The organism is Nocardiopsis oceani (assembly GCF_054777395.1).
Genome location: NZ_BAAHAR010000018.1, coordinates 95,091 through 116,296, shown reverse-complemented (window position 1 = coordinate 116,296; position 21,206 = coordinate 95,091). Strand labels below are relative to the sequence as shown.

The 21,206-nt window shown below is 69.7% G+C and carries 21 protein-coding genes; 10 read left to right on the top strand and 11 right to left on the bottom strand.

Annotation, left to right across the window (positions count from 1 at the left end):
* Positions 1-47 precede the first annotated feature (47 nt).
* On the bottom strand, positions 48-1,298 hold the full coding sequence (locus ACYVDG_RS12630) for an NRAMP family divalent metal transporter (protein ID WP_460750200.1): 1,251 nt from the start codon (positions 1,296-1,298) through the stop codon (positions 48-50).
* Positions 1,299-1,505: 207 nt separating this feature from the next.
* Between ACYVDG_RS12630 and ACYVDG_RS12625 the strand changes: the two genes are divergently transcribed.
* Positions 1,506-2,213, top strand: coding sequence for a GntR family transcriptional regulator (locus ACYVDG_RS12625; RefSeq protein WP_460750197.1), 708 nt, complete (start codon positions 1,506-1,508; stop codon positions 2,211-2,213).
* 453 nt (positions 2,214-2,666) lie between these two features.
* Positions 2,667-4,025, top strand: coding sequence for a tyrosine-type recombinase/integrase (locus ACYVDG_RS12620; RefSeq protein ID WP_460750194.1), 1,359 nt, complete (start codon positions 2,667-2,669; stop codon positions 4,023-4,025).
* Between the two features lie 77 nt (positions 4,026-4,102).
* Here the strand turns inward: ACYVDG_RS12620 and ACYVDG_RS12615 are convergent, their stop codons facing one another.
* The 5 genes from ACYVDG_RS12615 to ACYVDG_RS12595 form a co-directional block, all read right to left on the bottom strand.
* Positions 4,103-4,306: a helix-turn-helix domain-containing protein gene (locus ACYVDG_RS12615; protein WP_460750192.1), complete on the bottom strand. Its 204-nt coding sequence runs from the start codon at positions 4,304-4,306 to the stop codon at positions 4,103-4,105.
* Positions 4,307-4,340: 34 nt separating this feature from the next.
* Positions 4,341-4,775 (bottom strand): WhiB family transcriptional regulator, encoded by a 435-nt coding sequence (locus ACYVDG_RS12610; protein WP_460750189.1) that lies wholly within the window; start codon positions 4,773-4,775, stop codon positions 4,341-4,343.
* Between the two features lie 429 nt (positions 4,776-5,204).
* On the bottom strand, positions 5,205-6,047 hold the full coding sequence (locus tag ACYVDG_RS12605; protein WP_460750186.1) for a replication-relaxation family protein: 843 nt from the start codon (positions 6,045-6,047) through the stop codon (positions 5,205-5,207).
* Between the two features lie 276 nt (positions 6,048-6,323).
* Positions 6,324-6,803, bottom strand: a complete 480-nt coding sequence (locus ACYVDG_RS12600; protein ID WP_460750182.1) for a hypothetical protein — start codon at positions 6,801-6,803, stop codon at positions 6,324-6,326.
* Positions 6,804-7,088: 285 nt separating this feature from the next.
* A complete protein-coding gene (locus tag ACYVDG_RS12595) occupies positions 7,089-7,427 on the bottom strand; it encodes an ATP-binding protein (RefSeq protein WP_460750280.1) in 339 nt (112 codons plus the stop codon).
* Positions 7,428-7,490: 63 nt separating this feature from the next.
* On the opposite strand from ACYVDG_RS12595, the gene ACYVDG_RS12590 reads away from it, so the two are divergent.
* Positions 7,491-8,117, top strand: coding sequence for a hypothetical protein (locus ACYVDG_RS12590; RefSeq protein ID WP_460750178.1), 627 nt, complete (start codon positions 7,491-7,493; stop codon positions 8,115-8,117).
* Between the two features lie 87 nt (positions 8,118-8,204).
* Here the strand turns inward: ACYVDG_RS12590 and ACYVDG_RS12585 are convergent, their stop codons facing one another.
* Both ACYVDG_RS12585 and ACYVDG_RS12580 read right to left on the bottom strand, forming a co-directional pair.
* Complete coding sequence (locus ACYVDG_RS12585; protein ID WP_460750175.1) at positions 8,205-8,378, bottom strand: DUF397 domain-containing protein; 174 nt, start codon at positions 8,376-8,378, stop codon at positions 8,205-8,207.
* A 1-nt stretch (position 8,379) separates the two neighbouring features.
* Positions 8,380-9,222: a DUF5753 domain-containing protein gene (locus tag ACYVDG_RS12580; protein ID WP_460750171.1), complete on the bottom strand. Its 843-nt coding sequence runs from the start codon at positions 9,220-9,222 to the stop codon at positions 8,380-8,382.
* Between the two features lie 332 nt (positions 9,223-9,554).
* Here ACYVDG_RS12580 and ACYVDG_RS12575 point away from each other — a divergent pair, with 332 nt between their 5' ends.
* The 3 genes from ACYVDG_RS12575 (at position 9,555) to ACYVDG_RS12565 (ending at position 10,843) form a co-directional block, all read left to right on the top strand.
* Positions 9,555-10,097 carry an ATP-binding protein gene (locus ACYVDG_RS12575; RefSeq protein ID WP_460750166.1) on the top strand — a complete coding sequence of 181 codons (543 nt, stop codon included), beginning with the start codon at positions 9,555-9,557 and terminating at the stop codon, positions 10,095-10,097.
* A complete protein-coding gene (locus tag ACYVDG_RS12570) occupies positions 10,094-10,576 on the top strand; it encodes a hypothetical protein (protein WP_460750162.1) in 483 nt (160 codons plus the stop codon). Before ACYVDG_RS12575 ends, ACYVDG_RS12570 begins: the two co-directional genes overlap by 4 nt.
* 87 nt (positions 10,577-10,663) lie before the next feature.
* Positions 10,664-10,843 (top strand): hypothetical protein, encoded by a 180-nt coding sequence (locus ACYVDG_RS12565; RefSeq protein WP_460750156.1) that lies wholly within the window; start codon positions 10,664-10,666, stop codon positions 10,841-10,843.
* 65 nt (positions 10,844-10,908) lie between these two features.
* Here ACYVDG_RS12565 and ACYVDG_RS12560 read toward each other — a convergent pair whose 3' ends face one another.
* Complete coding sequence (locus ACYVDG_RS12560; protein WP_460750153.1) at positions 10,909-11,046, bottom strand: hypothetical protein; 138 nt, start codon at positions 11,044-11,046, stop codon at positions 10,909-10,911.
* Here ACYVDG_RS12560 and ACYVDG_RS12555 point away from each other — a divergent pair.
* The 3 genes from ACYVDG_RS12555 (at position 11,045) to ACYVDG_RS12545 (ending at position 15,540) form a co-directional block, all read left to right on the top strand.
* Complete coding sequence (locus tag ACYVDG_RS12555) at positions 11,045-11,449, top strand: hypothetical protein (protein ID WP_460750150.1); 405 nt, start codon at positions 11,045-11,047, stop codon at positions 11,447-11,449. The genes ACYVDG_RS12560 and ACYVDG_RS12555 overlap by 2 nt on opposite strands.
* A gap of 241 nt (positions 11,450-11,690) precedes the next feature.
* Positions 11,691-13,277 (top strand): serine/threonine-protein kinase, encoded by a 1,587-nt coding sequence (locus tag ACYVDG_RS12550; RefSeq protein WP_460750147.1) that lies wholly within the window; start codon positions 11,691-11,693, stop codon positions 13,275-13,277.
* 124 nt (positions 13,278-13,401) lie between these two features.
* Entirely contained in the window at positions 13,402-15,540 is a 2,139-nt protein-coding gene (locus ACYVDG_RS12545; protein ID WP_460750144.1) for a UvrD-helicase domain-containing protein, read from the top strand.
* Positions 15,541-16,156: 616 nt separating this feature from the next.
* Here the strand turns inward: ACYVDG_RS12545 and ACYVDG_RS12540 are convergent.
* A complete protein-coding gene (locus ACYVDG_RS12540) occupies positions 16,157-17,506 on the bottom strand; it encodes an HNH endonuclease signature motif containing protein (RefSeq protein ID WP_460750141.1) in 1,350 nt (449 codons plus the stop codon).
* Positions 17,507-18,271: 765 nt separating this feature from the next.
* Here ACYVDG_RS12540 and ACYVDG_RS12535 point away from each other — a divergent pair.
* Positions 18,272-19,057, top strand: a complete 786-nt coding sequence (locus tag ACYVDG_RS12535; protein ID WP_460750136.1) for an aminotransferase class IV family protein — start codon at positions 18,272-18,274, stop codon at positions 19,055-19,057.
* Here the strand turns inward: ACYVDG_RS12535 and ACYVDG_RS12530 are convergent.
* Positions 19,004-21,106, bottom strand: a complete 2,103-nt coding sequence (locus ACYVDG_RS12530) for an MMPL family transporter (RefSeq protein WP_460750276.1) — start codon at positions 21,104-21,106, stop codon at positions 19,004-19,006. The genes ACYVDG_RS12535 and ACYVDG_RS12530 overlap by 54 nt on opposite strands.
* Between the last annotated feature and the right edge of the window lie 100 nt (positions 21,107-21,206).

Here is a 21,206-nt window from a genome sequence, read left to right as displayed (position 1 = left end):
CACTGCCAAGGCTGGTCACTGCCGGAGGCTGTCACACCCAAGGGCCGTCACTGCCAGAGCTCGGCGATGCCGCCGAGGGAACTGACCGCCATGTAGACGGTGAGGGCCCACGCCGCGACGCCCACCCCGAGCAGCCAGCGCGGGTAGCGGTAGCCGTTGAGCAACGTTGCGGAGTGGCGGGCGGCCACCCACAGGAGCAGGCCCAGCCCGACCGGGAGGATCACACCGTTGAGCGCGCCGGCCAGGACCAGCAGCGTTACCGGTGCCTGTCCGGAGACCAGGTAGATGGCCAGGGAGATCCCGATGAATCCGGTGACGAGCTTGCCCTTGTGGCGCTCCAGCCACGGGGAGAACGTGGTGACGAAGGAGACGGAGGTGTAGGAAGCGCCGATCACGGAGCTGACGGCCGCCGCCCACATGATCATGCCGAACAGGCGCATCCCGACCTCTCCGGCGGCCTGGTAGAAGGCCTCGGCCGACGGGTTGGGAGAGTCCATGATGGCGACCCCGCCCGTCACCACACCCAGGATGGCGAGGAAGAGGAGCACCCGCATGATTCCGGTGATGATGATGCCGGTGACCGAGGTCTGGGTGATGGCGGCGATGTTCTCGCGGCCGCCCTTGCCTCTCTCGATGAGGCGGTGGGCGCCCGCGTAGCTGATGTAGCCGCCCACGGTTCCGCCGATGATGGTGATGGTGGCGAGGAACAGGTCGCTGCTGGCGGCCTCGGGGAGTACGGACTGGCGCATGGCCTCGCCCACGGGCGGGTTGGACACCACGGCCACGTAGGAGGTGAGGCCGATCATGAGCAGGCCGAGGACGACCAGGACGCGGTCCAGGGCTACACCGAGCTTCTTGACGGCCAGGATGACGATCGCTGTCGCGGCCGAGATGACCGCGCCGATCCGCGGGTCGAGACCGATCATGGCGTCGAGGCCGAGGCCGGTTCCGGCGATGTTGCCGATGTTGAAGACCAGGCCGCCGAAGACGATCAACACGGCGAGCAGGTAGCCGGCGCCGGGTAGGACCTTGTTGGCCAGGTCCTGGGCACGCATGTTGGAGACGCCGATGACCCGCCAGATGTTCAGCTGGACGGCGATGTCGACCAGGATCGACACGACGATCGCGCAGGCGAACGCGGCACCGAGTTGGGCGGTGAATTCCGTGGTCTGGGTGATGAACCCGGGGCCGATGGCGCTGGTGGCCATCAGGAACATGGCGCCGAGCAGGCTGCTGCTCAGGGCGACGCGGCCGAAGCGGGGGCGCACCGGTGCCGACGCTGGGGGGTTGTCTCCCATGGCTGGTTCTCCAGGGGTGCGGGGTTGTGTGACTCCAACCTCATCGTTGGATTGTTGAACAATACTTCAATCATGGAGGCTTGGTAAGGGGCGGGTCAGTAAAATCCCCGGCACTCCGGTACGTAACATTGGGGGGACCGACCCGCCTGGCGTGGGCATGCGAGAGGCACTGGTGCGGGCATGCGAGAGGCACCTGGAGGAGCTCACTTGACGGCGACCGAGGACCACATCGACCGGCTGCCCGCGCCCGCCCTGGCGCGTCCCGCCAGCCAGGCCGAGCGCGTCGCCGACATGCTCCGCGCCTTCGTCATCGACGGTGAGCTCGCACCCGGGGTGCGCCTCTCCGAGGAGAAGCTCAGCCGCAAGTACGAGGTCTCCCGGAACACGCTGCGCGAGGCCTTCCGGCTGCTCAGCCGCGAGCGCATACTGGTGCACCACATGCACCGGGGTGTGTTCGTCAGCCGCCCCACCAGCGAGGACGTCCTCGACCTGTTCAAGGCGCGCAGGGCGCTGGAACTTCCCGCCGTGCGCGGAGCCGCCGAAGCACCGGAGGACCTGGTCCGGGCCGTGGGCGCCGCCGTCGACGAGGGTGAAGCAGCCCGCGCCCAGGAGGACTGGTGGGGGATGGGCAGCGCGAACATGCACTTCCACGAGGCGCTCGCCGCGCTGGGGGGCAGCGCGCGGATCAACGAGTTCATGCGGCAGGTCCTCGCCGAGACCCGGCTCGTGTTCCACGTGATGGCCGCGCCCCGCGAGTTCCACGACCCCTACCTCCAGTGGAACCGGCGCATCCACCTCGCCCTGGAGCGCGGGGACGCGGCCACCGCGTTCGGGGAGCTCACCGAGTACCTGGACACCTCGGAGCACCAGCTGACCACCGCGTGCACCGAGATCGAGAGCGGCACCCGGGCCTGAGGGTGCGGGCGGGGGCCTGAGGGAGCGGCCCTGAGCCGGGACCTGGCCGACCGCGGTCGGCCGGAGTCGGCTGGTTTACGGTCCGGCGGTGGTTCTTCTCCGCGGTCGGAGCGAGTGCGGGTTCAAGTCCCGTCACTCACCCCAGAGGTGAAAGCCCCTGACCAGCGCGAAAGCGCAGTGGTCAGGGGCTTTTGCGTTGCCGGAGGTGCACCGGAGGGTGCACGGAACCCACAACCCGGGCCGGTGAGTGTGCACCACCCATCCCGTCACTCACCGATGTCGCGGGGGTGCACGCCCGTGCACCCCGGCCCAGACCCGCCCCGCAACCACACAGACCCGCCGCATACGCGCATTGGTACATCCGTCGGACACCCGCCCTGGCCTGCGCAAAGATCTTCCAGGACCTTCGCGGATTCCCTTCGCTTTCGCCCGCACCCAAGCGATGGTCCACCCATGGCAACCATCAACCAGCGCACCCTGGCCGACGGACGCGCCCGCTATTGGGTCAAATGGCGGCTGGGCGGCACCCGTGGCGGTGCGCCCCAGTCCGAACCCTTCGGCACCCGCGCCGACGCGCACACCTTCAAACTCCACGTCGAAGCCGCCGGACACCACTGGCCAGAGAACTGGATACCCCGCCGGGGCTGGGCCGAGGGGTGGGTCCCCGGCCACGGCTGGATCAAGGTCGAGGAAGAGGAGGGGCCCGAAGCCGAACCGGTGCTGTTCGCCGACTTCGCCCGCGAGCTCATCGACTCCATGACCGGCATCGAGGAACGCACCCGCGCCGACTACCACCGCGAACTCGAACTCCACCTGATCCCGCACTTCGGACAGGTCAACCTGCGCGACGTCACCCAGCTCAAACCCAAGGACGTCCGCGCCTGGGTCAACCAGCTACGCACCGGCACCCCCGATCCCAAGGCCTCCTACCGCACCCCCAACCCCAGCCGGGGCCGCCAGAAGGAACCCGGGTGGCTGCGCAAACCCCTCTCAGCCAAGTTCATCCACAACCTGCACGGGCTGCTCTTCTCCATCTGCGAGGCCGCCGTACGTGAGGACCCGCCCATCCGGCCCTCCAACCCCGCCGCCCGCACCCGACTGCCCCGCGCCGATCACGAGGCCGACACCGAGATGTGCTTCTTGACCCGCGAGGAGTTCACCCTGCTCCGGGACTCGATGCACCCCGACGTACGCGACATGGTCGAGGTATTCGTACGCACCGGCATGCGCTACAGCGAACTGGTTGCCCTGCAGGTCCGCGACGTCAGCTTCACCCCGACCATCGACCACGAGGGACAGCATCAGGTGCGCGGGCACCTGGACGTGCGCCGGGCCTGGAAGCGCGGACCGAACAACACCTTCCACCTGGGAGCGCCCAAGACCCGCAGCTCCCGGCGGCGCCTGCCGCTCTCACCCCGCACCATCGACCTGCTACGCCCCAGGCTGGAGGGTAAGAAGCCCGAGGAGTTCGTCTTCACCACCGACCAGGGGTCCTGGTGGCGGCACTCCTCCTTCTACGGCCGCCGCTGGGCACCCGGCGTCAAGGAGGCCCAACGGCGCGGGCTGGGCAAGAAGCCGCGCATCCACGACCTGCGCCACACCCACGTAGCGTGGCTGATCGAGAAGGACGTGCACATGTTCAAGATCCAGCGCCGTCTGGGGCACACCTCGATCACCACGACCATGGACCGCTACGGGCACCTGGTCACCGACATCGACGACACCATGATCGAGGCCATCGACGGTCCGCCCACTCCCCCGAGGCCGCGCACCGACCCCGGCGGTGAGCAGCGCCTGCGCCTGATCTCCTAAAGCCCAAGGGCAGGAACGCCCGGGGCCGGTGGCACGGGTCAGCATCCGCACCACCGGCCCCGTTGTCGGCTCCCTCACTACCCGGGTTGCCTCCAACGGTGGGCCATGCGCCTGGTGGTGAGGGCGTGCTGGGCCGCCCCGTCCACGATCGCTTCCAGGTCGCTCGCGCTGAAGCGCACGTGCTTGCCGAGCCTGCGGTGCGCGACCCTGCGCAACCGCACCCGTTCCCGGAGCCAGGACTCGGGCACCGCCAGCACCCGCGCCGCCTCAGGGATCGTCAACAACCGCTCCGGCCGGGCACCTTCCGTTGTCCCCTCACGCCGCTCGGTTTCGCCCACGCGTGCCCCCTTCGCGCTCTACCCGCACCGCGACCCGGTAGCGGCGGCGCTCCTCCTCCGAAGCACCGCCCCACACCCCGTACTGCTCGTCCCGGCGCATCGCCTCGGCCAGACAGTTGAGCTGCACCGGGCACACCCGGCACACCCGTTTGGCCGCACGCACCGAACCGCCCTGGGACGGGAACCACAGATCCGGATCCCGGCCCCGACAGGCCGCGTACCCCCACCAGCCCCCGGCGGCCCCGCCATCGGGCGCCGTGGGGCCGTCAGCGCGCCGGTGGGCCCCTGACGGCCCGCCCGCGCCCGGTGGGCGCGGCACCGGTTTCCGGCCCGCCACGCCGCGCACCGGCCCCGGCCCGTCCGAGCGCGGCGCGCGAGGCCCGTCCGCCCCGTGTGTGGGTTCGTCATCCATGGGCGCCGCCTTTCGCGCGGCCGGGCTCGGGCATCGCTGACCTCGCTTCGCGCAGCCCGGCCGGCCTCATCATCGGCGCAGTCATGGTCGTCAGGGCAGAAGTAGAGCAAGGCTGATCTGATGACGGCTGGGTTGGCGGGGAGGGTTTCCGGCAGGCTGAGAGGCCTGCCGGGTGAGGGTGTGCGGGGGCGTTCACGCCCCCGCACACCCGGGCCGCCGCCCGCCCTACGTGATGGAAACCGCCTACTGGGGTAAAAAGCCGGGGCGACCGCTGGACCACCCCAAATCCCGTCTGACCTGCCGTGAGTCCAGACTCAGGGGTGGTCCACCCAAGGCGGGTCCCCCACCCGGCCCACCGGTCGGAGCAACGGCGGGACAACGGGGCGGACCTCCCATTGGCCCACTGGTTCACTGCCCGATCCGCGCCCATCAGTCTTCCTCCTTCGCCTTGCGCCACGGGTGGAGAAAGGCGATGTCGAGCAGACTCAGCGGCCGCGGATCGGTGGCCGAACGCCACACCCTACGTCCGGCTCCCAACGACGCCATCCGGTGGTGGGTGCTCAGGTACACCCCCACCTGCTTCGAACAGTGCTGGGCCAGCTTCTTCGCGGCGTTGGCCTCGCGCTCTTCGGAGTGCACCAGGAACAGCACTACCGAGGGCAGCCTGCTCGTCTCGGCCAGACGCGCGTAGCCGTGCATCTTCATAGCGAGCTGGGTCAGCGACTCCGAACCGGTGTCGTACTCCACAAACGCCCACAGTCTTTTCCCGCTCTGGTACCAGAACAACAACCCGTCGGGGCGGATATGACGTCCGTATTCGCGTTCGCAGCCGCGCTCGCCCCGCCAACCGCGGACCTCGGCACCCACCTGCCGTGCGCCCTTGAGGAACTCCACCCGCGACTGCGCCAGCCCCAGGATGTGGTCCAACTTGGCGGAGAAGGCCACCGCCAGAGCCCGGTCTCCACGGAAGTTGAGCGCGTCCGGTTCCTTGCCCTGGTGCAAAGCAACCAAGACCGCACCGGTCGGCGACAGAATCCAGTAGTCGGGTGCGTTGCGGTCGTGGGCATGGCGGCGAAAGCGGTTGACCACCCCGTACCGGTGGAGGCTGAGCATCCGGCTGCGGGCACGCCGCGCGCCCGCGTCGGGGAAGTAGATCTGGTGCAAGTGGTGAGTGGTCAGCACTCGGTGCTCCCACAACCCGACGAGAATCCGCCTGTCCCGGTCAGTGATCCGGGGAAGCAGTCGCGCAAGGGTCTGTTCGTACTCGTTCACGGGCACCCTCCCAGGTGACGGCTGTTTCGCCCTTCACTGAGTAAGAAGCACGCCCGCACCCCGGGATTCGACACCCCGCACGAAGATTCCCCGAACCGGCCACACCCGCGCCCGGAGTTGAAGGCCGCTGCGAGCGGCTCGTCACACCTTCAGGCCTAGCTCAGAAGGGGCTCACACCTGCCTCACCACGGCGCGGGCCGACGCTAGAACTCCCACCACGCAAAGCAATCGGGACGGTGCCACCTACGGCACCGCCCCGAGAGCGAGAGTGTGCGCTCAGGTGGTCAGACTCAACCAGGTGCGGACCGCGGCGGCCAGGTCGTCGAACTCCCCCGGCCCCTCCCCCACCGAGGTGCGCGCCCTGCTGGCGCGAGCCCGCTCCGAATCGTGGAACAGGTACAGGCGCACCCCGCGAACCCCGTCATCGTCCATACACCACCCCTGCTCCGAAGGGTGTGGCCGTCGAGGTGGCGGAACCCGCACCGACCCCGGCTCAGGCTCGGGTTCCCCCTCCGCGGAAGCGAGTTCGGCTACCGTCCTGCTCCGCGTCGTGGCAGAGGCGGCGAGCAGGACCTTGGGGGTCGCGCGGCGTTCCAGGGCCAACCGGCCTTCGCGCCGGGGACGGTCGCTGTTGCGGCGCGGTGCGACTTCGAGCGGGCTGCGCAGCACAGCGGCCAGGACCGCGCCGAACAGCCACCGCACGCGCTGTCCCCAGCCCCGTACGGGTTTGCGGTGCCTACCAGTAGGCTTCTCCACGGACCTCCTCCTGCTTTCTCAGGTGGGGATGTCAGCCCCGGCCCGGTGTTCGCCGCACCGTGTCGGGGCGCCTCCACTTCTGGTCGTTCTTCGTTCTTCGGCATGAACAGGTGTCTCTGGCCCCGAGCTGCACGCCGCCCAGGGCTGCGCTTCCCACCCACGCCAGGCAGGGCCCAGGGCCCTGGATTCCCCACTGAACACGCCGTTCCAGCGAGGGGTTGTCGATGTTCGCTTGGGTGAGCAAGGTGCTTCAACCCCGACCGACCACAAACCGGTCGCGGAGTCTCACGCGGCCATCCGCGTACGCCCGGAACGGTCGAAAGCGGCACGAACGGTCAGCCCGCCGCCCGGCTCCCGGGTGAAGTCCCAGTACAGGGCCATCGCGTCCACCATGGCAAGCCCGTATCCGCCTTCGGCGAGCAGTACCGAAGGTCCGCACTCCCCCGGCACCGGGCGCGCCTCGGGCACAGTCGCCTCCTGCCCAATGCGGGGGCCGTCGTCGGTCACGCGGAGCAGGAACAGCCTTCGCCGCCGTTCGATCTCGATGCGCACGCGACCTCCGGGCAGCCCCGAGGCGGTGTGCTTCAACGCGTTGGTGTGCAGCTCAGAGAGCGAGACCAGCAGCGGGTCCGCACAGGGTGGGGGTGTGTCAAGTTAAGGGTGTAACTATTTTTCCTGGTCAGCGGCGTGTCGGGGTCAGCCGGCCAGTTCCGGGCGGACCTGAACGACTACGTCACCAAGTACGCCTTCCTGGCCCAGGTGATGCGCTACCCCGACGCCGAACTGGAGCGCCTGTACCTTTACGGGCGCTTCCTGCTGCGGAAGCTGCCCGCGCGCAAGGACGGCGGGGTGGACCTCGGGGACGTCGACCTCAGCCACCTGAAGCTGTTCCGCAAGGCCGAGGACGACCTACGGCTGCAGGCGGAGGGCGACCAGGAGCTGCCCGGCTTCTCCGACGGCGCGGGCGGGTCAAACGAGGGGAGGAAGGAACTGCTGTCGGAGATCATCGAGGTCTTCAACGAGCACTTCGGCCACAACCTCAACGCGGCTGACAAGCTCATGGTGGAGGAACGGTTCCAGTCGGTCGTGGACCAACCCGACCTGGAGATGGCCGCCGTCAACAACGACGAGGGCGCCTTCCGGCACGCCTTCGAACCCGCCATGAAGGAGGCCGTGATGGAGCGGTACGAGAGCGGGGTCGAGTTCACCGAGCGCTACTTCGGTGAGCAGGACTTCCAGAGCTCCATCAACCGGGCCATGAGCCGGGTTGCTTATCGGCTGCTGCGCCAGCGCAACGGCCTCAGCACCGTCTGACAGCTGGCCGCCTGATCCGCGAAGCGCTCGGCCCCGCCCGCTGACTCACAGCGTGCGGGGCCGAACGGATCAACCAGAGGAGGGTGGCTAGCGAGGGTTGTCCTTGGCAGTGCCGAGGAAGGCCTGCCACTCATCGGCGCCGAAGAAGAGTGCGCCCAGCTCCCGGTGCTTGGTGTCGCGGACGGCTCTTCCCCGTCCAAGGTCGGCTACCTCAACGCAGTGGCTCTCGGTAGCGCTGTAGGAAGACTTGCGAAACTCCATGTCAGGCTTCTTCCAAGATCTTCTTGAGTGTCTTGATCGATTCGCTCTCACTCAGGGCTGAACGCATCAAGGACGCAAGTACTTGCCGGTAGTCATCGATTTCATCGGTTTTCTCCAAGAACGTGCCTCCGGTGCGCCCTTCTAGGTAGACGAGTGAGGGGTCGGATTCGTCGGCATAGTCCAGGATGACAAAGCCCGATCCCATGGACGCATGCAGCCCAGCGCTGAGCGGCAGCACTTGCAGCGTGACTCGGTTGACCCCTTCTCCCAGGCCGATGAGGTGTGTGATCTGCTTCCTTGCCACCTCTGGGGAGTGGGCTGCCCGGAGGAGTGCGCACTCGTCCACGATGGCCAAGAGGTTCAGGTCTTCGTGCAGGAGCTTTTGGCGCTCAAGGCGAGCAGTGACAACCCGGTCGATGTCCGCATCGGTGACTGCCCCGCTCGCCCGCGCGGACACCGCCGCATAGTCAGCGGTCTGCAGTAGGCCGGGGACGGTAGCTGGCTGGTAGACGCTGATGGTGGCGGCCTCAGCTTCGAACCCGAGGTAGTCCGCGTCGAGGACGTTATTGTAGCTGTGCCACCAGCCTTTCTCTCTGGCCTGCCGCCCCAGGGCAAGGATGGCATCGACCCTCTTCGTGTCCTCGATCCCGTAGAGGCGCATGAGGTCCCTGAGCGCGCTGGGGTCGGTTCTGTGTCTTCCGCTTTCGAGGTGGTTGATCCGCCCGGAAGCCCAGCCGAGTTCTCGCGTGACCTGCGCGGTTGACATCCCTACGGCTTCGCGCAGCCTGCGGAGCTCGCGGGCCAGGCGCCGACGGCGCACAGTCGGTGAGGACCTTTTGACCATGGTGGAGATGCTAGCGGCTGACGAACCAGACATACTCATCAATTTAGGTCCTCCACTTGATCTTATCAATTGATGAGTCCATTCTAGTGTTCGTAGGGCAGAAGGCGGCACAGCTCTGGAGGCGCCGAAGTCCACACACGTGCAAGCGCGGTGTGGAACCGAGGCAACGCAGGATGCGCCGATTCGGCCTGGTCACCGGGGAGAGCGCCAGCTCGCCGCCGGGATAGCCGCTCACCAAGTGGCGGCCACATGAAAGCGGGCTCTGGGAGCGATAGCCGCGCCCCCAGAGCCCTGAGACAACACCAGACCCCTGCTCGAAGGAGCTGTGCGTCATGACCATTGTGCCCCGTCCCCGCGTGCCCTTCCACACGCCCACCCCGGGCTTCGAGGGGCGGCGCTGGCCCTCCCGCGTCTACCCCGGCGACCTCTCCCAGGCCGCCTGGGTACGCGAGGACCTGCGCGCCGACCTGTTCCGCCTGGAAAACCTCTGCCCCGACCTCGCCGAGACCGTCACCCTCTGCGCCAGCGAGATGTTCGCGAACTCCGCCGACCACTCCCGCTCCGGCCAGCCGGGCGGCCGCGTCATCCGGACCCTGGCCATGCCCACCCTCCACACCCTGCACCTGTCGGTCGTCGACGACGGCGCCCGGGACGACGCCCCCACCCGCCCGGAGATCCCGCGCCAGCGCACCGTGACCGAGTGGGAGGAGGCCGAACGCGGCCGGGGCCTGCTCATCGTCGACGCCCTCGCCGCCCGGTGGGGCAGCCGGGCGGTGGTCGACCTCCCGTTCTGCGGCGGCCTGGGCACCGCCGTATGGGCCGAGTTCACCCTGCCCGCCGTGGCCGCGCCCGCCGACAGGGAGGGTGCGCGATGACCGCCGAACCCGTCTCCGCCGGGGTCCGCGCGGTCTTGGACGCACCCCGGGGACGGCGCTTCCCGCGCCCCGGCACCCCGCCGTCCTCCACCCGGGAACAGCGCCTGCTGGCCCAGATGGCCGACAACCCCCGGGTGGCCCACCGCCAGGCCCACGGCACACTGCCCGCCTGGATGCACACCCACGCCGCCCGGCTGGCCGAACGCGACAACCAGCCCTTCAAAGAACAGCGCCGACCCCCGCCACCACCGCAGCCCCCACCGGTACCCCCGGTTCCGCCTCCCCGGCCCGCCCCCGACGACGGACCGCCACTTCCCCGGCCCCGCCCGGTGCGCCCGCCACTACCGCGCCGCATCCGGCGCCCGGCCAGCCACCGCAAACCCCGCCGCCTGGGCCGCGCCGCCTGGCGCCTGACCGGCTACACCCTCGCCGCCCTCGCCGGAGCCCTGGCCCACCACCTCAGCGCCGGCCTGCTGTAACCACCCGCCCACGCCCCACCACCCGAAAGGCCGCGCCCGGCCCCACAGCCCGGCGCGGCCTCCTGCCTACTCCGCGCCCAACCGACCGTGCTCCTGTCCTCCTGGACCGAAGACACCGTGGTCAAGCTGCGCCACTTCTACAACCGGCACTTGACCAAACGCCTCATTGATGCACTGTGGGACGCCAAACACCCCGTGCTCTTCCATTACAGCCCGGATTCCCGGATGCTGGGCCGGGCACCGGCCGGTGTCCGGGAACTGCATTGAGGAATCCTAGAACGCAGTGCGAAATGTAGTATGAGGACGGCGTCAGAAATCTTCCTTCATCGATCTCAAGGCGGCAGCCGGATGCGACGAACACGGTGGAGTGCCGAGAGCCCCAGCTCAGCGCCACCGTCCACGTCCGTGATGACGCCGCTCTCCATGCTCTTGCCGGGAACGGGAATCCATGCCTGCTGGGTGCTGCTCATGCCCTTTCAGGTCTCCTCCGGCCAGGACACGCCGAGAGACGTGTTGGTGCTCGCGACTGCCTACACCGGGCTGCTGTTCGTCATCACACTGGCAGGACTGTTGGCGTTCGCCATCATGGGAATGGGAAAGGGAGAGAAGGCCGAATCCGCAGCCGTTGTCACGGCCTCGCTCACAGCTTCCGTTCCGTACTTCGGCATCCCCGCCTCCCTGCTCCTCACCGAACCGATCAGCCTCCCACTGCTGGTAACTCCCCTAGTCCTGGGCCTTTTCGGCTACTTTCTGCAATGGATCTCCATGAGGATCTTCATTGTCTTCCGTGTCCATGCGACGGTCAGAGTGCTCGCGGTGGTACTGCCCATCGCCTTGATCTGCCTCCAAGTGTTCTGGGCCTCTCAGACCTGATTGGCCCGTGTCCCGGCACCCGGGTTCTTCCGGCACAGCATGCAGTGATCCGGAACTACTGATCTCTGAAGGTGAGGCTTGGCGTTCGGCAATCCCTCGTGTCATGCCGCATGTCCGGTTGGGGACCATCGGGCCGCCTCCCCGACCCCGCGCCCCCGTAGGATCGCCACCGGAAGGACGCGACAGCCGCGCGGCCGGGCCGGGGAGGGCGACGGCCGCGCCCGAGGCGGAATGGGGCCCGGTGCACGCCACACCCGAGCGGATCGCCAACCGCTACGAGATCACCGATCCGATCAGCACCGGCGGGATGGGGCAGGTCTTCCGGGGCTACGACACCGTCCTCGACCGCCAGGTCGCAGTCAAGGTCATCCGGCCCGACCTGGTAGGCGAGACCGCCAAGTACGCGGAAATGGCCGGCCGCTTCCGGCGCGAGGCGCGCATCACCGCCCGTATCGAACACCCCAACGTGCCAGCGGTCTACGACGCGGCCGTAGACACCGACAAAGGGCTCCTCTACCTGGTCATGCAGCTCGTGCGCGGGGTCCCGCTGGGCGACGTCATCAACGAGCACGCCCCGGACCCGATGCCCGTCGCGGCGGCGGTCGCCGTGGCCGCGCAGATCTGCTCGGCGCTCTCCCACGCCCACGCCGTCCCCGTCGTGCACCGCGACCTCAAACCGGGCAACGTCATGGTCGCCGACGACGGAACGGTCAAGGTCCTGGACTTCGGCATCGCCGCCGTCCTGCGCACCGACACGACCCGGATCACCATGACCGGCAGCCAGCTGGGCACCTGCGCCTACATGCCCCCGGAACAAGTCCTGGCCGGAGGGGTCAACCCGCGCAGCGACCTCTATTCGCTGGGCTGCGTCCTCTACGAGACCCTCACCGGCCACAAGGTCTTCTCCTCCGGCCACACCCCCTTCGCCCTGCAGCGGGCGCACGTGGAAGAGCAGCCCCGTCCGCCGTCCAAGCACCGCCCCGACCTACCCCAGGACCTGGACCGGCTCGTCTTGGACCTGTTGGCCAAGGACCCCGAGGACCGGCCCGCCACCGCGCAGAACGTCTACGAACGGCTCGCTCCCCACCTGCCCCAGTCCGACCCCTCCGCCCCCGACAAGCCCCTGCCCCCCGGAGCACTGCCGGACCCCACCCGCCCCTACCGGCGCCCCATGGGGCCCCGGCCCCGGGCGGCAACCCCCGTACCGAACCGGACACTGCCGCCCACACTCGTCGAACCGACCGGCCAGGCGGTACCGGGACTGGCCCCCGGGGAGCTGGCCGAAGCGGACGGCCACGCCCAAGCGCTCCTCGACGAGGGCCGCTTCGCCCAGGCCGTGGGCGTCCTCGACGACGTCATCCAGCCCGCCGCGGCCGCGCTGGGCACCGAGTCGGCACAGGTCGTCGAGCTGCGCCTGCTGCGCGCCACCGCCCTGGTCCTCGGCGACGACGCTGGCCGGGCCCTGCCCGAACTGACCTCCCTCGCCGACGTTCTCGAACGGCAGGCTGGACCGGACGACGGACGCGCCCTCCTCTGCCGCCAGCAGGCCGCCTACTGCATGGCCCGGCTGGGCGAGACCACCCGCGCCCTGCGGGCGGCCGAGGACGTCCTCGGCAGGATCAGGGCGGCCCACGGGGAACACTCCGAGGACGTCCTGGACCTGCGTCGGGAGATGGCCATGTGGCGCCTGCGCTCGGGAGACGCCGAACGCGCCGCGGCGGAACTGCGGCCGCTCTACTCCGACCTGCGCGCCGCCTACGGACCGAACGCCCCCGAAACCCTCCAGGTAGCCGACCTCCTGGGAAGGCTGGGACCCGGCCGCGGCTGAACCCGGCCCCCAGTCAGAGCAGCCCCCTTCAGAGCAGCCACAGCCAGAGCCGAGCCGTCCCACCCCGGAGCCAGCCGCACCAGCCGGAGCCGAGCAGACCCAGCCAGAAGGAGACCCCTCCCCCATGCCCCAACTCGCCCTGGGAAAGCAGTTCTTCGAGAGCTGTGAGTACGACGAACTCCCCCCGTCAGCGCGCAGGAACGTCCGGCTCGCCATGGAGAAGTTCGGCCTCCTCACCCCCGCCGAGCTCAAGGCCGACAAGGGCCTCAACTTCAAGAACCCCCAGGGCCGCCGCAACCGCAGCATCTTCACCTTCAAAGTGGACAACTTCTACCGGGGCGTGGTCCTGGCCCCCGCGAGCGGCGACAGCTACGTGCTGCTCAAGGTCATGAACCACGACCCCGCCTACGTCTGGGCCAACAAGCAGGACGCGGGCGTCAACCGGCTCACCGGCTCGGTGGAGATCTGGGACGCCGAAGGGCTGGAGCGCCTGACCCCGGAGCTGGAGGAGAGGGCCGCTCCCACCTCGCCCGATCAGCGGCTGTTCGCCCGGGTCTCCGACGGGGACCTCACCGCCCTCGGTATCCGTGACAAGGTGCTGCGGGCCGCCCGCACCGCCGTGGACGCCGGCGCCCTCGCCGACATCGTCCCGTTCCTGCCCGAGGACCAGGCCGAGGTGCTGCAGTACCTGGCCGCCGGCTTCTCCGTGGAGGAGGTCTGGCGCGACATCGTCGCCCACCGCCCCTCCGGCGCGGTCAGCACGGACCTGGACACCGCCATCCGCAACACCCCCACCCGGGTCCGCCTGGTCTCCGGCCTCGACGAGCTGGAGGACATCCTCTCCCAGCCCTTCGCCGCCTGGCGGACCTTCCTGCACCCGGCGCAGCGCAAGGTCGCCTACAAGGCCAGCTACCCCGGCAGCTACCAGGTCACCGGCGGCCCCGGCACCGGCAAGACCGTCGTGGCCATGCACCGGGTCAAACACCTGCTGGCCTACCTGCGCCCCGACGAACGCATCCTCCTCACCACCTTCACCAACACCCTCGCCACGGCGCTGGGCACGGGCATCCACCAGCTCGCGGACGGGGCGGCCCAACTGGACCGGCTCGACATCACCACCGTCAACTCCCAGGCCAGCAAGGTCCTGGCCGAGGCGGACGGCGGGCGCTCCCCCCGCTTCATCTCCGATAACCAGGAGCTCGACCGCTGGCGCGGCATCGTCCGGGACCGGGGACTGGAGTGGCCCGCGGAGTTCCTCCAGCAGGAGTACCGGCACGTCGTGCTCGCCCAGCGCCTGGACACCCTGGAGCAGTACCGGGCCGCCACCCGCAGCGGACGCGGCAGCCGGTTGGCCGCCGCCCAACGCGAGCCGGTGTGGAAGGCCATGGCCTCCTTCGCCGAGGGTCTGGACACCGACGGGGTGCAGACCCACCTGCGCGGCTGCGACCTGGCCGCCCAGATCCTGGAGGAGACCGGGCCCCGCTTCCGGCACGTGGTGGTCGACGAGGCCCAGGACCTGCACCCCGCCCAGTGGCGGTTCCTGCGCGCGGCCGTGGCGCCCGCACCCGACGACCTGTTCATCGCCGGCGACCCCCACCAGCGCATCTACGACGCCAAGGTCTCCCTGAAGGCGCTGGGCATCAACGTGGTGGGGCGCTCGCAGCGGCTGCGCCGCAACTACCGCAGCACCCAGCAGATCCTCACCTGGTCCCGGCCGCTGCTGGACGGGGAGAAGGTGGAGTCCCTTGCCGACGGCGGCACCGAATCCCTGTCCGGGTACCGCTCGGCGCTCCAGGGCCCGGCGCCGACCACGCACGCCGCCGATGATCTGGAAGGGGAGCTGGACGCGCTCGTGCAGCGGGTGCGCGACTGGATCGAAGCGGGGGTGGAGTCCTCCTCGGTGGCGGTCGCCGTCCGCGCCGGGTGGGTGGGCAAGAAGGCCGTCGCGGCCCTGAACGGCGCGGGGATCGAGACGTGCGGGCTGCGCGAGGCCGACAACGAGACCCCGGGCGTACGGGTGGGCACCATGCACTCGCTCAAAGGGCTGGAGTTCCGGTGTATCGCGGCGTTGGGGGTCGCCGACGGGTCGGTACCCAACTCCAAGGCGATCACGCCGAAGGAGGTGGACGAGCTCCAGCACAGGGCGGACATGATGGCCGAGCGGTGCCTGCTCTTCGTGGTCTGCACCAGGGCCCGGGACCACCTGCACGTGTCCTGGAGCGGCGAGCCGAGCCCGTTCCTGTCGGAAGCGGGTATCGCGTGAGCCCGGATGGTATGGGGTCGGATGCTCCGGGGGCGGAATGCGTGAGCCCGGAACGCACGGGCACGGAACACACGGGCACGGATCGCCTGAGCCCGGGGGAAGCTCCCCCGGTGGGTGGGGGGTGTTGGCGCGTGGGGCCCGGTGGGTGAGGGTTTGCCGCTAGTGCGGGTTACCCCGTTTCCCGCCGCCCGATGGTGGCCGTCTCCGCTGCGCGCCTCAAGGTCGTCGCCATCGAGCGCTTCGCGCGTCATTGGCGCTCCACCTTGACCCGCTTCGCTCCGACGGCGGGTTGGCGGCTATCAGGAAACGGGGGACGTGTGGTCGGGGAGGCGATGGGCCCGGAGGGCCCAACGGCACAAGCACGGCCTGGCGGCCGTCGGTCGCCACTTCGCCGGAGCGTTGACGGGTCGGGTGTCGCGGCCGGTCAATCACCCCTGCGAACTACTGCGGCCTGCGGCCGGTGGGCCACTCCGCCGGAGCGTTGACGCCTGGCGGTGTCGCGGCTGGTCATGGTGTGCGGCGGACACCCGGGGGTGGAGGACTCGGTGCCTGGGCATGGGCGTGTGCGGGTAGGGGCCCGGCGGACGCGGGGTGATTGGGGGTTGGGGGTGGCCGGTTACGGGTGCGGGATTGGGTGTGGGGCTGGGTCCCCATCCCCATCCGAAGCCCCATCCCGGTTTCCGGTGCGGCCTCGGTTGCGGCCCGACCACATCCGGCGGTCCTTGCGCACCGACCACCGGTGCTTGATCTGGTTGTGGGTCGCGCACAGCGGCTGGATATTGGTGGCGCTGGTGGTGCCGCCCTGCCAGAACTCCACGATGTGATCAGCTTGCGTCCACGGGAGGGGTACGTCGCACCCGTACTGCCAGGCGCAGCTGGTGTGGCCGTGGAAGGCGGCCGCCCGGATCTTGGGCGGGGCCAGCCGGCACGAGCGGCCCACGTCCAGGACCTGGCCGTTCTTCTGCTCCACCACCAGGCGGCGGATCCAGCTCTCCCCCAGCAGCTCACGCACCACCGAGACGGGCACGACCTGCCCGGTGTCGGTGGTAGCCGGTGCGGCGTCTTCGGCTTCCTCGTTGCCAGCCAGGGACGTGGCGGGCACGGTGATGTTGATCAACGCCGTCGCCGTAGTCGGGGTCTCGCACCCCTGGTGGGACTGGGCGAACCCCAACGCGGCCATCAGAGCGTCGTAGGTGCGCTCGTACTTGGACAGCCCGTCCTCGGGGTGGAAAGGCACCTGGTAGTTGTCCAACGCCACCTGGATCCGCAGGGCGTCAGCGGGAGAGCCCCACACCTGGAACAAGAACGTGCGGTCGAAGGTGGTGACGAGCTGGGCGCCCCGGGCCGCGTGGGCGGCCGCGTGGGCGGCCGCGTGGTCTTTTTCCACCTTGTTGGGGTTGAGCCCCATGCACAGCTGGTGGGCGAAGCGGGTGATCTGGCCCACCGACATGTTCGGGCGGGTCTCCTTGAAGTTCAGGATCCCGAACTCCATTTTCGCCCGGAACAGCTCCGGGTCGGGGTGGTCGCTCTTCTGCCTTTTCTCCACCCCAGCATCGGCGCCCTTGATCACCGCGGCAGCTTCACCCACCGACAGCATTCCTTGCGCCAGGGCTTCCCGTGTGGGGGTCATTTCCTGGCGGAATTCGGCGCGCCCGATCAGGGCCAGGTCATTAGCTTGCGCGGCGGGGATGCCGAAGGCGTGGCGCAGCCACGCTTCCAGGCTCTTCTGCCCGCCCTGCTCCAACAGCTGCCCGGTGGCCTCCAGCTGGGCCAGCCGGGCGGCCATACTGACTTTGATCTGGTCGAGCTGCTCCCACACCCGGGTGGCCTGGTCCAACACCTCACCCGCCGCCCCCAGCGGCACGTCGCGGCCGAAGAAGCCGACGCTCTCTTCCCGGGCAGCGTCCACCGCAACATCCACCGGGGTGAACCCGGTGGGGGTGGGTGCCGCAGGAGAGATCGTCATTCTTCCATCATAAACGAAAAGGCGCGAGAAAGGGAGTGTTACCTGCGGTAACTTCAGATCTCTTTCCCCGGGTGTGCGCCCCGGGGACCTTTCCGGTCGTCCTTCTCCCTCCACCCGGAAGTGCCTTTATTTCCCCGCCTTCTCTGGCTTTTGTCGGCACCTGGAATTCCAGGTGCCTCAACGGGGGTGATCTTGCCCCTGTCTCCATTCTCGACGGCCGAGGGTGGAGACAGGGGCAAGATCATCGGGGAAAAGGGGCGGCCCGACCGCAAGGGGTTCGCCGCAGACCATGACCGGCCGTGACACCCGACCCGTCAACGCTCCGGCGCAGGGGCAGGTATCGGCCGCCAGGCCGAGGGGGTTCGGTCGTTCGGGCGAAGCCCGAAAGGCCTCGGACCTCAACCACCCAGCCCCTCTTTTCCATAGCCGCCAACCCGCCGTCGTAGCGGAGCGGGTCAAGGTGGAGCGCCAATGACGCGCGAAGCGCTCGATGGCGACGACCTTGAGGCGCGTAGCGGAGACGGCCACAATCGGGCGGCGGGAAAGGAGGGAACCCGCACCCAACAAGCAACCCCCACCCAAGCAACTCCCCCTTCAGCAGCCCCACGCCAGCCTTGGCGCACCCCCACCCCCCTTCAGCAGCCCCACGCCAGCCTTGGCGCAACCCCAACTCCCCTTGTCATCAGGCCCCCATCCGGTCATCTGGCTCACAGACCCGCAACCGCCTCCTGGCGGAGGTCCCGAAGTGCCAGAATGGGGCCCGTAATGGAACTGAACGGACGTCCCGTCAGCACGGGAGAACTCGCCGGCCTCGCCCTGCAGGGCTACGGGCACTTCACGACCATGCTCGTCGCGGACCTGCGGGTACGCGGCCTCGACCTCCATATGGAACGCCTGAGCCGTGACTGCGTGACGCTCTTCGGCACCGAACTCGACATCCCGCGCGTACGCGAACTCGCCCGCCGCTCCGCCCGCGGGCACCCCTCCCCCTCCGTGGTCCGCGTGACCGTCTACGACCCCTCGCTGGACCTCGGGCGCCCCTCCGCGAAGACCCTCCCGCAGATCCTGGTCACGACGCGTTCCGCACCCGCCTCCGCGCCGCCGCCGGTCCACCTCGGCACCCGGCTGTTCTCTCGGGACACCCCCACGGTGAAGGGCACCGGCCTGTTCGGGGTGATCCGGCAGCGGCGCGCGGCCCAGCTGGACGGGTTCGACGACGCCCTCTTCACGGGCGTGGACGGCCGCGTCTCCGAGGGCCCCACGTGGAACATCGGTTTCCTGGACGGCACGGGCCTGGTCTGGCCGCAGGCACCCTGCCTCCCCGGGGTGACGATGCGCCTGGTCGACCAGGTCGCCGACAGCCTCGGGGTCCCGGTGTCCACCCGCCCCCTCGCAGCCGTCGCGGCGACCAGGACGGCCGGTGCCTTCGTCACCAACGCCGCCACGGGCGTGCGCCCGGTCGCCTCGATCGACGGGGTACACCTCCCCCAGCCCGAGCTACTCGGCAAGCTCGGCCGGGCGTACCGGGAGTTGCCGGGACTTCCGCTGTGACCGGGACTGCCGCTGTTGCCGACCGGAGGCGACCCGGCCCGCGCGGCCGGGCCACCACAGGCGGGGTCCCGTGTCCAGGGAGAGCGCCGGGATGAGGAGTGTCCGCACGAGCAGCGCGTCCACCAGGACACCGAAGGCCACCAGGAACGCCACCTGCAGCAGGAACAGCAGCGGGATGACCGCGAGCGCCGCGAAGGTCGCGGCCAGCACCACTCCGGCCGAGGTGATCACCCCTCCGGTCACCGTCAGCGCACGCAGGATCCCCTCCCGGTGCCCGTGCAGGAGGGTCTCCTCCCGCGCACGGGACATCAGGAAGATGCTGTAGTCGATCCCCAGCGCCACCAGGAACACGAAGGCGAACAGGGGCACCACGGGGTCGGCTCCCGGCAGGTCCAGGACGTGGTCGAAGACCAGGGTTCCCACGCCGAGGGCGGCGGCGAAGGACAGCACGTTGGCGGCCATCAGGAGCAACGGTGCCACGATCGACCGCAGCAGCGGGATCAGCACCAGGAAGACCACCACCAGCACCAGCGGCACGACCACCGCGAAGTCCCGCTGCGCGGTCTCCAGGGTGTCCAGGTCGGTGGCGCTCACCCCGCCGACCAGGGCGTCGGCATCCTCGATCGCGCCCACTTCAGAGCGCAGGTCGCGTACGGCGTCCACCGCTTCGGGTGACTCGGGGTCGGCCGCCAGTACCACCTCGACCAGCACCCGGCCGTCCTCGACCAGGGGCGGGGCCTCAGCGCCGGGCGGGCCGGCCTCGGTGACCGGGCTCGCGCCGTCCACCTCGGGCAGGTTCTCGGCGGCAGCCACGACCTCGTCGAGGTAGCCCTCCTCCGCGACCACCAGCGCTGGGGCGGCGCTGGAGTCGGCGCCGAACCCGCGGTTGAGCGTCTCCTGCCCGTCCACGGCCTCGACGTCGGTACGGAAGATCTCGGCCTGGCCCGTGCCTTGGGCGCTGAACTGGGGAGCGAACACCGCGGCGGCGATCAACAGGGCCGCGGTACCCAACCAGTAGGCGCGCGGGCGACGGGCGACGGCGGTGGCGATCCGGCCCCAGAACGGGTGCTGTTCCAGGACCCGTTCGGTCTCTTGGCCCTCTTCATGCCGCTTGTGGTGTGGGGCGCTGGGCCAGAAGGCGGCGCGGCCGAACAGGGCGAGGGCCGCGGGGAGGAAGGTCATCGCGGCGAGCATCGCGGCGGCCACACCGATGGCGACCACGGGTCCGAGGCTGCGGGTGGAGGCGAGGTCGGCGGCGAGCAGGCAGAGCAGGCCGAGGATGACGGTTCCGCCGGAGGCCAGGACGGGGCCGGTGACCCCGCGGACCGCGGCGAGCACGGCGTCGGGGACGCGATCGCGGGCGGCCAGTTCCTCCCGGTAGCGGGCGACCAGCAACAGCGCGTAGTCGGTACAGGCGCCGACCACCAGGATGAACAGGATGCCCTGGCTCTGGCCGTTGAGGGTCACCAGCCCGGTGTCGGCTGCGGCGTAGACCAAGGCGCCGGAGAGCCCGAGGGCCAGCAGGGAGGCGACGACCACCAGGACCGGCAGCAGAGGTGAGCGGTAGACCACCACGAGGATGACCAGGACGGCGGTGATCGCGACGAGCAGCAGGGTGGAGTCGATACCGCCGAAGGCCGCCACGAGGTCGGCCGCGAACCCGGCGGGTCCGGTGACCTCGGCCTGGAGGCCGGGGACGGCTTCGTCGTCGAGGAGGGCGCGCAGATCGGCCACCGAGTCACCGGTGTCGTACTGCGACCCGATCGGGACGACGAGTTGGGCGACGGAGGAGTCCTCGGTCCCCTCGACCGGGCCGATAACCGGGCCCGAGACCCACGGCTGATCCGCGATCCGCTCCCCCAGCGCGGCCGTGTCGGCCAGGTCCGCTTCGGTGAGCTCCTGACCCGAGGAAAGGACCACGACCGCGGGGACGGCGTTTTCACGGTCGAAGTCCTCGGCGATCTCGCCGACCTCGGTGGATTCGGACCCCACCGGCAGGAACGCTCCGGGGTCGTTGGTCTGGACCTCACCGAGCTTGCCCAGGAACATGCCGAGCGGCCCCGCACCGATCAGCCAGACCAGGCTGACCAGCAGCGCGGCCCCGACCCACCAGCGGGACCGCCGGGGCGGAGGTGTGTTTCGCGTGCTC